Source organism: Brevundimonas sp. (assembly GCF_027484365.1).
In the GTDB taxonomy this organism is placed as follows: domain Bacteria; phylum Pseudomonadota; class Alphaproteobacteria; order Caulobacterales; family Caulobacteraceae; genus Brevundimonas.
This window is the reverse complement of record NZ_JAIXTC010000019.1, coordinates 11,612-25,258: the sequence shown is the minus strand read 5'-3', so window position 1 is coordinate 25,258 and position 13,647 is coordinate 11,612. Positions and strand designations below refer to the sequence as shown.

Annotated in this window: 19 protein-coding genes; 13 read left to right on the top strand and 6 right to left on the bottom strand. The window is 67.3% G+C overall.

Translation table 11 applies throughout. The features are described from left to right. The first annotated feature begins 104 nt into the window (after nt 1-104). From Q0044_RS09515 to era, 9 genes are all read left to right on the top strand, one after another. A complete protein-coding gene (locus Q0044_RS09515) occupies nt 105-1,394 on the top strand; it encodes a lipoprotein-releasing ABC transporter permease subunit (protein ID WP_298161760.1) in 1,290 nt (429 codons plus the stop codon). Beyond that, nucleotides 1,387-2,088, top strand: a complete 702-nt coding sequence (locus Q0044_RS09510) for an ABC transporter ATP-binding protein (RefSeq protein WP_298161759.1) — start codon at nt 1,387-1,389, stop codon at nt 2,086-2,088. The genes Q0044_RS09515 and Q0044_RS09510 overlap by 8 nt, the downstream gene beginning before the upstream one ends. Before the next feature lie 15 nt (nt 2,089-2,103). Further along, nucleotides 2,104-2,394, top strand: a complete 291-nt coding sequence (locus Q0044_RS09505) for a hypothetical protein (RefSeq protein ID WP_298161758.1) — start codon at nt 2,104-2,106, stop codon at nt 2,392-2,394. Nucleotides 2,395-2,433: 39 nt separating this feature from the next. Further along, nucleotides 2,434-3,018: an orotate phosphoribosyltransferase gene (pyrE, locus tag Q0044_RS09500; RefSeq protein WP_298161756.1), complete on the top strand. Its 585-nt coding sequence runs from the start codon at nt 2,434-2,436 to the stop codon at nt 3,016-3,018. Next, on the top strand, nt 3,015-3,770 hold the full coding sequence (locus Q0044_RS09495) for a pyridoxine 5'-phosphate synthase (protein ID WP_298161754.1): 756 nt from the start codon (nt 3,015-3,017) through the stop codon (nt 3,768-3,770). The genes pyrE and Q0044_RS09495 overlap by 4 nt, the downstream gene beginning before the upstream one ends. Next, nucleotides 3,767-4,168 (top strand): holo-ACP synthase, encoded by a 402-nt coding sequence (gene acpS / locus Q0044_RS09490; protein WP_298161753.1) that lies wholly within the window; start codon nt 3,767-3,769, stop codon nt 4,166-4,168. The genes Q0044_RS09495 and acpS overlap by 4 nt, the downstream gene beginning before the upstream one ends. Nucleotides 4,169-4,557: 389 nt before the next feature. Next, complete coding sequence (gene lepB / locus Q0044_RS09485) at nt 4,558-5,346, top strand: signal peptidase I (RefSeq protein WP_298162069.1); 789 nt, start codon at nt 4,558-4,560, stop codon at nt 5,344-5,346. After that, nucleotides 5,346-6,059, top strand: coding sequence for a ribonuclease III (rnc, locus tag Q0044_RS09480; protein ID WP_298161752.1), 714 nt, complete (start codon nt 5,346-5,348; stop codon nt 6,057-6,059). Before lepB ends, rnc begins: the two co-directional genes overlap by 1 nt. Further along, nucleotides 6,056-7,009, top strand: coding sequence for a GTPase Era (gene era, locus Q0044_RS09475; protein WP_298161750.1), 954 nt, complete (start codon nt 6,056-6,058; stop codon nt 7,007-7,009). Before rnc ends, era begins: the two co-directional genes overlap by 4 nt. A gap of 229 nt (nt 7,010-7,238) precedes the next feature. Here era and Q0044_RS09470 read toward each other — a convergent pair whose 3' ends face one another. Continuing rightward, nucleotides 7,239-7,865 (bottom strand): IPTL-CTERM sorting domain-containing protein, encoded by a 627-nt coding sequence (locus Q0044_RS09470; protein ID WP_298162067.1) that lies wholly within the window; start codon nt 7,863-7,865, stop codon nt 7,239-7,241. Nucleotides 7,866-8,120: 255 nt separating this feature from the next. Here Q0044_RS09470 and Q0044_RS09465 point away from each other — a divergent pair, with 255 nt between their 5' ends. Beyond that, complete coding sequence (locus Q0044_RS09465; RefSeq protein ID WP_298161749.1) at nt 8,121-8,576, top strand: GNAT family N-acetyltransferase; 456 nt, start codon at nt 8,121-8,123, stop codon at nt 8,574-8,576. A gap of 218 nt (nt 8,577-8,794) precedes the next feature. After that, complete coding sequence (locus Q0044_RS09460) at nt 8,795-10,033, top strand: serine hydrolase domain-containing protein (protein WP_298161748.1); 1,239 nt, start codon at nt 8,795-8,797, stop codon at nt 10,031-10,033. Between the two features lie 24 nt (nt 10,034-10,057). Here the strand turns inward: Q0044_RS09460 and Q0044_RS09455 are convergent, their stop codons facing one another. Genes Q0044_RS09455 through Q0044_RS09435 form a run of 5 tightly spaced genes read right to left on the bottom strand, consistent with a single transcriptional unit; the run spans nt 10,058 to nt 12,253 of the window. Next, complete coding sequence (locus tag Q0044_RS09455) at nt 10,058-10,444, bottom strand: DoxX family protein (RefSeq protein WP_298161747.1); 387 nt, start codon at nt 10,442-10,444, stop codon at nt 10,058-10,060. Continuing rightward, the gene (locus Q0044_RS09450) at nt 10,444-10,899 is read right to left on the bottom strand and encodes a VOC family protein (RefSeq protein ID WP_298161746.1); all 456 of its coding nucleotides are present in this window, start codon (nt 10,897-10,899) and stop codon (nt 10,444-10,446) included. The genes Q0044_RS09455 and Q0044_RS09450 overlap by 1 nt, the downstream gene beginning before the upstream one ends. Nucleotides 10,900-10,922: 23 nt before the next feature. Next, the gene (locus Q0044_RS09445) at nt 10,923-11,414 is read right to left on the bottom strand and encodes an SRPBCC family protein (RefSeq protein ID WP_298161744.1); all 492 of its coding nucleotides are present in this window, start codon (nt 11,412-11,414) and stop codon (nt 10,923-10,925) included. 4 nt (nt 11,415-11,418) lie between these two features. Next, the gene (locus tag Q0044_RS09440) at nt 11,419-11,922 is read right to left on the bottom strand and encodes an SRPBCC family protein (protein WP_298161741.1); all 504 of its coding nucleotides are present in this window, start codon (nt 11,920-11,922) and stop codon (nt 11,419-11,421) included. Then, nucleotides 11,906-12,253, bottom strand: a complete 348-nt coding sequence (locus Q0044_RS09435; RefSeq protein WP_298161739.1) for an ArsR/SmtB family transcription factor — start codon at nt 12,251-12,253, stop codon at nt 11,906-11,908. The genes Q0044_RS09440 and Q0044_RS09435 overlap by 17 nt, the downstream gene beginning before the upstream one ends. Before the next feature lie 147 nt (nt 12,254-12,400). On the opposite strand from Q0044_RS09435, the gene Q0044_RS09430 reads away from it, so the two are divergent. Both Q0044_RS09430 and recO read left to right on the top strand, forming a co-directional pair. Further along, nucleotides 12,401-12,889, top strand: coding sequence for a nuclear transport factor 2 family protein (locus Q0044_RS09430; protein ID WP_298161737.1), 489 nt, complete (start codon nt 12,401-12,403; stop codon nt 12,887-12,889). After that, nucleotides 12,889-13,620 (top strand): DNA repair protein RecO, encoded by a 732-nt coding sequence (gene recO, locus Q0044_RS09425; protein ID WP_298161735.1) that lies wholly within the window; start codon nt 12,889-12,891, stop codon nt 13,618-13,620. Before Q0044_RS09430 ends, recO begins: the two co-directional genes overlap by 1 nt. The last annotated feature ends 27 nt before the right edge of the window (nt 13,621-13,647 follow it).

Sequence of the window (13,647 nt, the reverse complement as noted above, 5' to 3'; positions counted from 1 at the left end):
CAGCAGTTCCTCACTCCAACGAAGAGCCTCGTAGCCGACAGCCCCCTCATCCGTCGCGCGCCGCGCGCCACCTTCTCCCCCAAGGGGAGAAGGGAGATTTCGAGATGACCGACGCCCCAGTGAAACCCGCCGGCGCCTTCTCCGCCTGGGAGATCGGCCTGGCGCTCCGCTACCTGCGCGCCCGGCGCAAGGAGGGCGGGGTGGCCCTGATCGCCATCATCTCCTTCATCGGCATCACCCTGGCCGTCATGGCCCTGATCGTGGTGCTCAGCATCATGGCCGGGTTCCGGAACGAGCTCCTCGGCCGGATGCTCAGCTTCAACGGACACATGTATGTCCAGGGCGAGGTGCTCAGTGCCTTCAACCGCGACGCCATCGTCGACCGTCTCCGGGGGGTGGAGGGCGTCGTCAGCGTCACGCCCCTGACCGAGTCCCAGGCCATCATCCGGGCCGGCGGCCAGACGACCGGCGCCTTCGTGCGCGGCATCGCTCCGGCCGATCTCGACACCATGCAGTACGTCGACGCCAGTCTGTCGGACCAGGCGCGTGCCAGTTTCGGCCAGGGCGCCTACGGTGGTGACAATGTGCTGATCGGTCAGGCCCTGGCCGACAGTCTCGGCCTGCGCGTCGGCGATCCGATCGAGATCTATTCCCCGACGGGCGCCGATTCCGCATTCGGCAACCTCGGTGGTCTGAACAAGACCTACCGTGTCGGCGGCACCTATTCGTCCGGCACGGCCGATTACGACCGCGCCTTCATCTTCATGCCGCTGGAACAGGCCCAGTTGTTCTTCGGCAAGGAAGGCGTCTGGGACGTCATCGAGATGAAGGTCAAGGACCCGGATCGGGTCGGCGACTATCTCCCCGCCGTCCGCGAGGCCGCGGGGCCGGGTGGTTTCGTCGTCGACTGGCGCGACAAGCTGGCCGCCTTCTGGGGCGCGCTGAAGGTCGAGCGCGTGGCCATGTCGATCATTCTGGGCATGGTCGTCGCCATCGCGGCGCTGAACATCATCTCCGGCATCGTCATGCTGGTGAAGAACAAGACCCGGGACATTGCCATCCTGCGGACGATCGGGGCCAGCCCGTCGTCGATCCTGCGCATCTTCTTCATGGCCGGCGCTTCGATCGGTGTCGCCGGCACGATCACGGGCCTGATCCTGGGTCTGCTGTTCTGTCTCAACATCGGGTCGATCCAGCATTTCCTGGAGTGGGTGTTCCAGACCCGGCTGTTTCCAGCGGACGTCTATATGCTGAACGGCATTCCGGCCGAGGTCGACCCGACGGACGTGTTCTGGATTACCATGTGGGCCTTCTTCATGTCGTGTGTGGCCAGTCTGATCCCGTCGTGGAATGCGACCCGCATCGACCCGGTGGAGGCTCTGCGCTTTGAGTGATCCCGTCTTCTCTGCGCGCGGCCTGACCCGGACCTATGTCACGGGTAACGGCGAGCTGACCGTCCTCAAGGGCGTCGACCTCGACATCCATCCGGGCGAACTGGTCGGGCTGATCGGCCCGTCGGGGTCCGGCAAGTCGTCCCTGCTCCACGCCGCCGGCCTGCTGGAGCGTCCGACCTCGGGTCAGGTCTTCATCGACGGCGAGGACGTCGGTCAGCTGGACGAGCGGGCCCGCACCCGGATGCGGCTCAGCCGGGTCGGCTTCGTCTATCAGTTCCACCATCTGCTGCCGGAGTTCGACGCGCGCGACAACGTGGCCCTGCCGATGCGGATCGCCGGCTGGCCGGAGGCGGAGGCGCGTCGTCGCGCCGACGAGATCCTGACCACGCTCGGCCTCAGCGAACGGTTGACGCACCAGCCCGCCCAGTTGTCGGGCGGCGAACAGCAGCGCGTCGCCATCGGCCGCGCCCTCGCCAACGGGCCGCGCCTGCTGCTGGCCGACGAGCCGACCGGCAACCTCGACCCGACCACCAGCCACTCGGTGTTCGAATCCCTCCGCGACCTGACCAAGACCACCGGCGTCGCGGCACTGATCGCCACCCACAACATGGAACTGGCCGGCCATATGGACCGCGTCTTCGCCCTCAAGGACGGCCAGCTGGAAGAGCGGCAGGCCCAGAGCCGCGAATACTGAGCCGCAGAGGGCGCGATGGACGATCTGCAACGCGCCTTCGACCTTCGTCACAGCTCCGACCGTGAACGCCTCGCGGGCCGGGCCGCAGCCGCCCTGACGGACGCGACCGCGGCGGCCGACATCTATGCCGGTTTGCCCGATCGGGCGCTCGACCTCGCGAATGCGCTCCGGCTCAAGGCGCTCGCGCTGGACGCCCTCGACCGGCCCGGCGAGGCGGTCGTCGACTGGGCTGAGGCGCGGCGCATCTACGCTGAGCTGGGCGTCGCTGAGGGTGCGGCGGAATGCGACGCCCGTCTGTCACGCTGACGCTTCACCTGCGCTCCGGTTGGTCCTAAGACCGGCGCCATGAACACCGAAGACGTCCTGAACGAGTTCCGTGCCGCCGGCGCCCTGCGCGAAGGCCATTTCGTGCTGTCGTCCGGGCTGCACAGCCCGGTCTTCCTGCAGAAGAACCTCGTCTTCATGGACGGCGCCCGCTGCGAGCGGCTGTGCAAGGCCCTGGCGGAGAAGATCGTCGCCACGGTCGGACCCGTCGACGTCGCCATCTCCCCGGCCGTCGGCGGAATCATCCCGGGCTATGAGACCGCCAAACATCTGAAGGTCCGCTCCATGTATGTCGAGCGCGAGGGCGGGGCGTTCAAACTCCGTCGCGGCTTCCACGTCGAGCCGGGCGAGAAGGTCGTCATGGTCGAGGACATCGTCACCACCGGCCTGTCGAGCCGCGAATGCATCGCCGCCATCCAGGAGGCCGGAGGCACGGTGGTCGCCGCCGCCTGTATCGTCGACCGCTCCGGCGGCAAGGCGGATGTCGGCGTCCCCCTGATCGCCCTGGCGTCGCTTGAGGTGCCCGCATATCCCGCCGACGCCCTGCCGCCCGAACTGGCGGCCCTTCCGGTCGAGGATCCGGGCAGCCGGCGGCTGTCCAAGTGAGCCGCCCGCCCGTCCGGCTCGGCGTCAACATCGACCATGTCGCGACCGTGCGGAACGCGCGCGGCGGGGTGCATCCCGATCCTGTGCGCGCGGCCGAGGAAGCGATCCGCGCAGGCGCCGACGGCATCACCGCCCACCTGCGCGAGGATCGCCGGCACATCGGCGACGCCGACATCGAGGCCCTGACCGCCCTCTGCAAGACCGCGGGCAAACCGCTCAATTTCGAGATGGCCGTCACCGACGAGATGCTGGCCATCGCCCTGCGCCATCGTCCCCATGCCGCCTGTCTGGTGCCCGAGCGGCGCGAGGAGGTCACCACCGAGGGCGGGCTGGCCGTCGCCGGTCATGAGGCGACCATGGCACCCGTGGTCCGGGCCCTGTCGGACGCCGGTATCCGCGTCAGCCTGTTCATCGATCCCTCGGCCGACCAGGTCGAGGCTGCCGCCGCCGTCGGCGCCCAGGTCGTGGAGTTCCACACCGGCCGCTACTGCCATCTGCCGGCCGGAGAACGGGGCGTGGAGTTCGACCGCCTCGCCGCCGCCTGCGCCCAGGCCGACGGGCTGGGGCTGGAGGTCCACGCCGGCCACGGTCTGGACTACGACACCGCCGCCGAGGTGCTGGCCATCCCGGAGATCCGCGAGCTCAACATCGGCCATTTCCTGATCGGGGAGGCGGTCTTCGTCGGTCTTGCCGCCGCCATCCGGCGCATGCGCGGGGCGATGGAGGCGGCCCAGGCCGTAACGCGCGAGTGATCCTCGGCGTCGGCGCGGACCTGTCGGACATCCGGCGCATCCAGGCGTCGATCGATCGCTTTGGCGACCGCTTCAAGACCCGCTGCTTCACCGAGATCGAACGCGCCCGCTCGGAGCGCAAGCCGGACGTCGCCTGGAGCTATGCCAAACGGTTCGCGGCCAAGGAAGCCTGCGCCAAGGCGCTGGGCACCGGCATGCGTCGGGACGTCTACTGGAAGGACATGGGGGTGGTGAACCTGCGTTCGGGCCAGCCGACCCTGGCCCTGACGGGACCCGCGGCCGAGCACCTCAAACGCCTGACTCCGCCCGGCCATACGCCGCACATTCACCTGACCCTTTCCGACGAACACCCCTACGCACTCGCCTTCGTGGTGATCGAAGCCTTGCCCACGGCGTAATCGGGCTATACCGCTGCGCGGATACGAGCCGCGTTCGGCGGCCGGGGACGAGCTTTCACACGATGAGCGACAACAAGCCCGAAGACGGCGAGAAGCCTGTGATCGACACGACGGACAGCGAGTCGTCTGCGGTCGCCAGCCATGACGTCCCTTCCGACGATGCTGATCCGGCCCCGGCTGAGCCGGACGTCGCGGGCGCCGGTGACGTCGACGCCGCCGAAGCGGCCTTCGCCGCCTCTGAATCCGGCCTGCCGGTCGAGGCCGACAGCCCCGAGGTCACGGACTCTGCCCCCGCCGAGGCCGCGCCGATCGCCGCCGCGGCCGCCGCCGCCGCCCGCCCGATCTGGAGCGATGCCGGCGACGCCCCCTTCGATGACCGCAAGGTCAAGATTCCCGGTCCCGCCAAGGTTCGCGTCAAGGATGACGACGAGGGCGGATCGGCCGTCTCGGAGACGGTCGAGATCGTCAAGACGGTCGTCGTCGCCCTGGCCATCGCCTTCGTCCTGCGGGTCCTGCTGTTCCAGCCCTTCACCATCCCGTCGGCCTCGATGGAGCCCAACCTCTATGAGGGCGACTACATCGTCGTGTCCAAATGGGCCTACGGCTATTCCAAGTTCTCGTCGGGCCTGCCGATCAACCTGCCGCTCGGCGATGACCGGGTGTTCGGCCGGGCGCCGACCCGCGGCGACATCGTCGTCTTCAAACTGCCGCGCGACGACAAGACGGACTACATCAAGCGCGTGATCGGCCTGCCGGGCGACACGATCCAGATGATCCAGAACAAGCTCTACATCAACGGCCAGCCGGTTCAGGACGTCGTGGTCAGCGCCGGCGAGGTCAACGACATCTTCGGCCCGCGCCCTGTGACCGAGGTCCGCGAGACCCTGCCGGGCGGCAAGACCATCACCATCCAGGACTTCGGCCCCGGCGGCGATCTGGACGACACCCCGGTCTATTCGGTCCCGGCCGGCCACTACTTCATGATGGGCGACAACCGCGACAACTCGATCGACAGCCGCGTCGAGCAGTCGGCCGGCGTCGGCCTGGTGCCGGACGAGAACCTGGTCGGCAAGGCCGAGATCATCATGTTCTCGTGGGAGCCGGGCGCGTCGCTGTTCAATCCGGTCAGCTGGTTCGCCAACGTCCGGCCCAGCCGCTTCTTCCGCGTCCTCGACTGATGGCGAATGCACGGGCCGAGGCGGTGGCCGCGCTGGTCGACCGCATCGGCCACGCCTTCCGCGACCCCGCCCTTCTGGAGCGGGCCCTGACCCATTCCAGCGTGGGGGAGGGGGCCGACAAGGCCGCCGGCAAGCCCGCGCGTCACAACGAACGGCTCGAGTTCCTCGGCGACCGTGTCCTCGGCCTGCTGGTCGCGCAGCGACTGCACGTGGACTATCCGTCCGCCGACGAGGGTGAGCTGTCGTCCCGCCTCCATGCCCTGGTCGACAAGCACGCCTGCGGGCGGGTTGGCGACCGTCTCGGCATCGGCGAGGCCCTGCGCCTCTCGCCCGGCGAGACCAAATCGGGCGGCCGCCGCAAGGAGGGGGTCGTCGCCGACGCCGTGGAGGCCCTGCTGGCCGCCGTCTTCCTCGATGGCGGGCTGGACGCGGCCCGGACCGTGTTCGACCACGCCTGGGCCGAGGAACTGGCCACCCCGGCGCCGCGCGCCCTGAATAATCCCAAGTCCGCTCTGCAGGAGTGGGCGCAGGGGGCCGGCCGTCCCCTGCCGGCCTACCGCGTCGTCGGCCAGACCGGCTCCGACCACGCCCCGACCTTCAAGGTCGAGGTTTCCATCGAGGGTGTCGAACCCTTGACCGCTGCCGGACGTTCGCGTCAGGACGCGGAGAAGGCGGCCGCCATGGCCATGCTCCAACGTGAAGGCGTGATTTGACCGATACCAACCCCCAGCAGAACCGCGCAGGCTTTGCCGCCATCATCGGCGCGCCGAACGCCGGCAAGTCGACGCTGGTCAACCGGCTGACGGGGTCCAAGGTGTCCATCGTCACCCAGAAGGTCCAGACCACCCGCTTCCCCGTGCGCGGCATCGCCATCGAGGGCGACGCCCAGATCGTGCTCGTCGACACGCCCGGCATCTTCACCCCGAAACGCCGCCTCGACCGGGCCATGGTCGCCTCCGCCTGGGGCGGGGCCCAGGACGCCGACGTCGTCGTCCACCTGATCGACGCGGCCTCCCACATCGCCTCGGAAGGCAAGGACGGCACGGGCGCGGACCGCAAGTCCGCCGAGGACACCGAGACCATCATCGCCAACCTGAAGTCCACCGGGACCCAGGTCATCCTGGTGCTCAACAAGATCGACGGCATGCGCCGCGACACCCTGCTGGCCCTGTCCCACGGCCTGTTCGAAACCGGCGTCTATTCCGAGGTCTATATGATCTCGGCCCTGTCGGGCGACGGCGTCGACGACCTGAAGTCGCGGTTGGCCCTGGGGATGCCGGAGGGCCCCTGGCTCTATCCGGAAGACCAGTCCGCCGACGTGCCGATCCGGGTCCTGGCCGCCGAGATCACGCGCGAGAAGGTCTATCTGCGCGTCCACGAGGAACTGCCCTATTCGGCCGCCGTGGAAACCACCGCCTTCGACGAGAAGGCCGACGGCTCGGCCCGGATCGAACAGACCATCTATGTCGAGCGCGAGAGCCAGCGGCCCATCGTGCTGGGCAAGGGCGGCCAGACCCTGAAATGGATCGGCCAGAAGTCGCGCGAGGAGCTGACCGAACTGCTGGACCGTCCGGTCCACCTGTTCATCACGGTCAAGGTCGACCCCAAATGGCAGGACAGCCGCGCGCTCTACGCCCAGTTCGGGCTGGACTTCAACGCCTAGGGTTCCTTCCCTCCGTCATCTTCGGGGCGCGCCGCGAAGCCGGCACTCCGGCGCTGCGACGCGGATGCCGGCCCGGCGTAACCAGAGCAATGCGTCCGTGGCAGGTTGGTGCCGATGACCAGTGCGGCGCAGAGCGGACGTTCGGGACGTCTGACAGGGGTGGACAGCGGACATGCAAACGGCCCCGCCGTCGCCAGCGAGGCCGTTCGATGACATCAGCCTGCCAATATCAGGCCGGCAGGCGACGACGCTGGACGTAGAGCGCTGCGCCACCCGCGAGGATCGTTCCGAATAGGATCATCGCCCATTCAGACAGAGTGGGGATGGCCGCCGCGGCGACTGTTGTTACAGCACCTGGCCCATTGAATCCGGAACTGAAATTACCGAGGGCGCCGTTTGACCAAGCCATCTGCACTAAAGTGTAGTTACCTGAAGTCAGCGAGATGTTTATCGCACCGTCCGTCGACGCGACGCAGCCCACGGTCGGGTTCAATGGATCAAACGAGCCAGTGTAGAGCGCGAAGCCGATATCCCCGGGGCCTTGATCCGAGAGAGTATACGTCCCTGTTGCAGCCACATTAACGGTCTTGGTCTGATACGCGCGATTTCCCCCTAGTCCTGTGTGAACATTGCAGGGCTGACCTTCGTCAAAGTGATATCCCGCCGCTACGGGGTCCGCGCCGGTCAAAGTTACGGGAATGGTGGAGCTTACCTGCGCCATGGCCGGGGCTGCTACCCCGGTAAGTGCGAACGCGACAACGGCGGCGCAAATAATCTTGGTACACTGCATAATCTGTTTCCCCAGCAGCTCTCTAGCCGCCAATCGGCAGTATGCCAATGATCGACTGCCGATCATTTCCAAGACAATCGCCTGGGGAAAGGCTGACCATTTCGCCACTAAGAGGCGAATTATCTGCGCATCGAAGCATCAGCTCATCACATGGCGGGCATTCCGTTGTGCGGGCTCCCGCACGCCTAACGACGCTAAGAGATGCGGCCACGCCCAGAAACCCAATGTCCGACGACGGCAGCATTGGGTCGGGAGCGGACTGTTGGCAATGGGCGGTTAGCCGACGTTGCGACGGGGCGTGTTCAATGTTCAAAGTCTCAAATGCCGATCGTTGAACTTACATCTGACGACGCCTTGCTGGTTGAAAACTACGGGCTTCATTGGCTTGAAATGGGCATCGGTACCGACGACACTCGCGCTGACTGGCGTGCCGAAGCTCACCGGTTTTTGGTAGACGCCCGCAAGCATGCCGGGCTTGCATCCTTCATGGCGAAGGTCGATGGCGAACCTGTAGGCACTGCATGTTGTCACATCTTGCCGCGCGCATTTCCGGCTTTTCGAAAAGGGGATGCCGCTCGCATCGGTTACGTCTGGGGCGTGTATGTGCGGCCTGAGCACCGTGGTATTGGTGTCGGCGCTATGCTCGTGTCCGCTTGCATGTCGCATCTGAAGGTTAGCGGCTGCGGCCGGGTGCTGCTCCATGCGGGCGAGCGCTCGGCGTCACTCTACGGTCGCATGGGCTTCATGCCCACGGAAGAGTATTCAGCAGCGCTCTGAACCTCCGCTTTGGGTCGGTTTGCGACATCGGCGCCTTGCCCCGGAGCGGACATCGTCACCATTGCAGGTCCCCGGGCGCCTCAGGTGAACGCGACAGATCCCGTCAGCCATCGCGCCGCTTCGTCGCCACGAAGGCTGCTTCTGATCAAATCGGAGGATGACGCAAACGGGATCGGCCGATGGGGTGACGAATCGTCCGCAGGCGTTACCAAGCCTCGATGTTTGACGTTCCGCGTACCGCCGGGAACCACCCCCGGCTTTTCCTCGGCCTGATCGCCGTCGTCGTCCTGATCGGCGGCGCGGGCCTCGCCGCCGTCCTGACCAGTCATCCCCGGCCGACCGCCTCGTCGCGTCTCGCGCCCCTGCCGCCACGCCCGCCGCTCGAGGTCGTCGAGGCCCTGCCGCAACTGACCGCCCGCCTGCAGCGCGAGGCCGATGCCGGCCGGTTCATGGGCGCGGTCCTGGTCGCGCGCGGCGACGACATCCTGTTCCGCCAGGCCTACGGGACCGCCGACGTCGCCACCGGCGCGCCGCTGCGGATCGGCTCGCGCTTCCGCCTCGCCTCCATCTCCAAACAGTTCACGGCCGCGGCGATCCTGAAGCTGCAGGACGAGGGGAAACTGACGGTCGACGATCCGGTCTGCCGGTGGATCCAGCCTTGCCCCGCCGCCTGGGCGCCGTTGAAGATCCATCACCTGATCTCCCACACCTCGGGCATTCCCGACCTGATGGCCCGGCCCGGCTGGGGCAATCGTCGAGTCACGCCCGCCACGCTCGATGAACTCACAGAGGATTCAAAGGCTTTCCGTCTGTCCTTCGAACCGGGAACGAAGGTCCAATACAACAACGCCGGTTTCAACCTGGCCGCCGCCATCGTCGAGATCGCCAGCGGCCGGCGCTTCCCCGACTATCTCCGCACCACCTTCTTCGAACCTCTGGGCATGAAGGACACGGGCTTCGATGACGACACCGACCTCGGCATCGTCACCGGCCACGCGACCTTCCCCGAGGGACTGACGGCCCAGCGCCTTCCGAACGTCTCGATCGTCGCGGGCGCCGGCGCCCTCTATTCGACGCTCGACGATCTGCTGGTGTGGGAGCGGGCCCTGAACCAGGGCCATGTCCTGAGCGCCTCGAGCTACGCCATGATGATCACGGACCATTCCCCCGCCGATCAGCCGAACGAGCGGAGCGGGCGGCCGCACCGCGCCTGGGGCTATGGCCTGATGGCCAACCGGCTGGGCACGCGCGTCACGCCCGCCTTCCAGGAGTACGAAATCTACCACACCGGCAGCTGGTCGGGCTTCCGCAACATCGAGACCTGGCAGCCGGACAACCGCATCGCGGTGATCGTGCTGTCGAACAACTACCACCAGCAGAAGGAGGTCCTGCTGATCTCGCAGCAGGCCATGGCCGAGGCGCTCGGCCATGCCTTCCCGCAGGCGCTGGCGGACTGACCGCCAGCGCCGCTGGCCCGCAACTCAGCGCCGGAAGGGGAACAGGGCCTTCAGCCGCTCGTCCCGCAGCCACAGGCCACCCCACATGATCAGGCCGAGATAGAGGCTGAACAGCTGGTGGCTGAACAGGGGGCTGTCGACCCGCACCTGAGTCGCCATCGCCCCGCCGAGCAGGCCGGTCATCATCACCGCCCCCAGCACGCTGGTGCGCGGATAGAGGTAGAGGATCACGAATCCCAGCTCCATCAGCCCGATGGGCAGCGCCCATTCAGCCGACCAGCCCAGCGCCGTCAGGGTCTCGGCTGCGACGGGCATGCCCATTAGTTTCGGCGTGACCGAGGCGCCCAGCATGAACAGGGCGAACAGGCCGGTCAGCACGCGACCGGTCCAGACCATGGGCGAGGCCTTCATCACGCCGCGCCTCGCAGGTGGGCGGGGGCCCAGTCGGCCGACGGCACGACGTTGATCATCCACGGGATGCCGAACCTGTCGGTGAAGTTGCCGTAGCCCGGCGACCAGAAGGTTTCGCCGAACGCCATGACCACCGTGCCGCCTTCGGACAGGGCGTCGAAGATCCGTTGGCCTTCCTCGTAGCTGTCGGTGTGGAAGGTCACGTCGAACCCGTTCTTGGGTTCATTGATGTGGGTGGCCCAGTCCGAATGCATATCCGAGCCCATGAGCGCCTGATCGCCGACCTGCAACCAGCAATGCATGAGCCAGTCCTTCATCTCGACCGGCATCGGCATCTCCGGTGGTGCGTCGCCGTAGGGCATGGCGGCGGTGATCTCGCCGCCCAGAACCCTGGCGTAGAACTCGAAGGCTTCCCGGCAATTTCCGGCGAAGCTCAGACTCGTCACGATCTTCATGGTGGTCTCCTCCTTGAAAGCGTTCAGTCGGGATTGGCGGCCAGCCAGGCTTCCAGCCGGTCGGCGGTGGACGTCCAGCCATGTCTGTGGCCGGTCAGGCTCTGTTCGGACTTCAGACCCTCGTGGGTGAAGTCCATCCGGGTCCGGCCGTCCGCCGTTTCGGCGAAGCGGACGGTGACCAGGGTGTCGACCGGCGGTCCGTCCTCGTGGCTGTCGTCCCATTTGAAGGTGAAGACGATCCGTTCGGGGGCGACGATCTCGCGATAGACCCCGCCCTGCCACAGGTCCTCGCCGGTCGTCGGCGAGCGCAGGCAGATGCGCCAGGCGCCGCCGACCCGGAAGTCGACCGTCGCGCTGACCGCCGGCCATTCGACCGGTCCCATCCACAGGACCAGGATCTCCGGATTGGACCAGGCGCGCCAGACCAGGTCGCGTGGCGCATCGAAGACGCGCTGCAGGTTCAGGGTCGGACGGGCGGTCGCCTCGGCGACGATGCCGGAAACAGGAGTGGGCATCGGCTCAGAACGTCTTCACGATCTCGGCCAGCTGGTCGGCGACCGTGCCCCAGCCCTCGTGGAAGCCCATCTGTTCGTGCTGCTTCATCGTGTCTTCGTTCCAGTGGCGGGCGACGACGGTGTATTTGGTCCTGCCGTCGGCGGTCGGCTCCATGTCCACCTGGGCGACCATGAAGGGCTGGCCCGACGGCTTCCACTCGGAGGTGAAGGCGTCGGTGGTGATGATGCGGCGGTTCGGAATGACCTCCAGGAAGACGCCCGAGTTCGGGAACACCTCGCCGTCCGGTCCGTGCATGGTGAAGTTGAAGCGGCCGCCGACGCGGGGCTCGATGATCGGATCGACGACCTTCCACGGCTTCGGCGCGAACCACTGGCTCAGGATCACGGGGTCCGTATAGGCCTTGAAGACCTTCTCCGGCGAGGCGTCGATGAGGCGCTCGATCGTCAGCTCGAAGGCATGGGCGATGCCGTCCGTGTCGCAGGGATTGGTCTCAGTTTCTGTGGCCATCGTCGTTTCCTTTCTGAATCTTGCGCAGATAATCTTCCAGACGGTCGAAGCTCTTGTCCCAGTAGCGGCGGTAGTGCTCCAGCCACTCGGCAACGCCCTTCAGGCCCATCGGCTCCAGCCGGGCAGGGCGCCACTGGGCCTCCTTGCCGCGAGAGATCAGGCCCGCCTTCTCCAGCACCTTCAGATGTTTGGAGACCGCCGGCAGACTCATGTCGAACGGTTCCGCCAGGTCGCTGACCGAACATTCGCCCTCGGTCAGGCGCGCCAGGATGGCCCGACGGGTCGGGTCGGCCAGGGCGGCGAACTTGGCGGAGAGGGGGTCGGTCTGCATGGCGGGTTTCGTGTTGAACTGATCGGTTAAATGCCTCGACCCGACCGTGTTGTAAACCGATCGGTTAAATAACCGCGCAGAGCGGCGGCGCGGTTCCTCAGCGCGGCGATCAGGGTTAGGACGGGGGCTCATCCGCCGGAGGCCTCCATGTTCGCCGCTCTCGCCCTCGCCGCCGCGCTCCAGGCCACGCCAGAGACGTCCCCCGAGGCCGAGGTCGCCGCCGTCCTCGACCAGCTCAACGTCGCCTCGGCCGCCGCCGACGCCGACGCCTATTTCGCCCTCTACGCCCCCGACGCCCGCTTCGTCGGCACCGACGCGGGCGAGCACTGGACGCTGGAGGAACTGCGCGGCTACGTCGGCCCCTATTTCGCGCGCGGACAGGGCTGGTCCTATCCGGCGACGTCGCGGGTCATAACCCTCGCCCCGATCGAATGCCGCTGCATCGCCTGGTTCGAGGAACAGCTTACCAACGACAGCTACGGTCGCACGCGCGGCTCCGGCGTCATGCGGCTGACCGACGACGGCTGGAAGATCGAGCAATACGTCCTCAGCCTCGCCGTCCCGAACGATCTCGCCAGCCCCATCGCGCGGATCATCAGGACCTACGAAGCGGCCAAGGAAGACCCGGCCCCCTGATGGAATTCCACGAAGAGGCCTTCGTCCTGTCGGCGCGGGCCCATGGCGACACCGGGGTGGTCGTCGACCTGCTGACCGAGACCCACGGCCGCCACTCGGCCTATGTCGCCGGGGGCGCGTCGCGGCGCATGAAGCCCTTCCTGCAGCCGGGCGCACGCGTCATCGCCGACTATCGCGCCCGGACCAGCGACCACCTCGGCTCGGCCCGACTTGAACCGGTGGGGGAGGGGCCCAGCGCCCTGTTCGACGACGGTCTGGCCCTGACCGGCCTCGCCGCCGCCGCTGCGGTGGCCCAGGGCGCCTTGCCTGAACGCGAGCCCCACCCCGGCGCCTTCCTGGCCTTCGAGGCCCTGATGGCGGCCTTCCAGATCCCGGCCGTCTGGCCCGCCATCTTCGTCCGCTTCGAGGCGGGTCTGCTGGACGATCTCGGCTTCGGCCTGGATCTGTCGCGCTGCGCCGTCACCGGCACGATGGACGACCTGATCTGGGTCAGCCCCCGCACCGGCCGCGCCGTCAGTCGAGAGGCCGGCGCCCCCTATGCCGACAAGCTACTGACCCTGCCGCCCTTCATGCTGGGCGCCCAGGCCGGCCTGTCCGAGGGCGACGTCCGCGCCGGCCTCGACCTGACCGGCCATTTCCTCGAGCAGTTCGTCTTCCACCCCCAGAACAAACCCATCCCCTCGGCCCGCGTCTGGCTGGTCGACAAGCTGGCGGAGCAGGGGCGGCTGTAGGCTGGGCGCGGACCGTCACCTCCCCAT

Coding starts and splice junctions, on each gene's coding strand:
- Q0044_RS09515 (WP_298161760.1), top strand. CDS start 105: ATGACCGACGCCCCAGTGAAACCCGCCGGCGCCTTCTCCGCCTGGGAG.
- Q0044_RS09505 (WP_298161758.1), top strand. CDS start 2,104: ATGGACGATCTGCAACGCGCCTTCGACCTTCGTCACAGCTCCGACCGT.
- pyrE (WP_298161756.1), top strand. CDS start 2,434: ATGAACACCGAAGACGTCCTGAACGAGTTCCGTGCCGCCGGCGCCCTG.
- rnc (WP_298161752.1), top strand. CDS start 5,346: ATGGCGAATGCACGGGCCGAGGCGGTGGCCGCGCTGGTCGACCGCATC.
- Q0044_RS09470 (WP_298162067.1), bottom strand. CDS start 7,865: ATGATCGGCAGTCGATCATTGGCATACTGCCGATTGGCGGCTAGAGAG.
- Q0044_RS09465 (WP_298161749.1), top strand. CDS start 8,121: ATGCCGATCGTTGAACTTACATCTGACGACGCCTTGCTGGTTGAAAAC.
- Q0044_RS09460 (WP_298161748.1), top strand. CDS start 8,795: ATGTTTGACGTTCCGCGTACCGCCGGGAACCACCCCCGGCTTTTCCTC.
- Q0044_RS09455 (WP_298161747.1), bottom strand. CDS start 10,444: ATGAAGGCCTCGCCCATGGTCTGGACCGGTCGCGTGCTGACCGGCCTG.
- Q0044_RS09450 (WP_298161746.1), bottom strand. CDS start 10,899: ATGAAGATCGTGACGAGTCTGAGCTTCGCCGGAAATTGCCGGGAAGCC.
- Q0044_RS09445 (WP_298161744.1), bottom strand. CDS start 11,414: ATGCCCACTCCTGTTTCCGGCATCGTCGCCGAGGCGACCGCCCGTCCG.
- Q0044_RS09440 (WP_298161741.1), bottom strand. CDS start 11,922: ATGGCCACAGAAACTGAGACCAATCCCTGCGACACGGACGGCATCGCC.
- Q0044_RS09435 (WP_298161739.1), bottom strand. CDS start 12,253: ATGCAGACCGACCCCCTCTCCGCCAAGTTCGCCGCCCTGGCCGACCCG.
- Q0044_RS09430 (WP_298161737.1), top strand. CDS start 12,401: ATGTTCGCCGCTCTCGCCCTCGCCGCCGCGCTCCAGGCCACGCCAGAG.
- recO (WP_298161735.1), top strand. CDS start 12,889: ATGGAATTCCACGAAGAGGCCTTCGTCCTGTCGGCGCGGGCCCATGGC.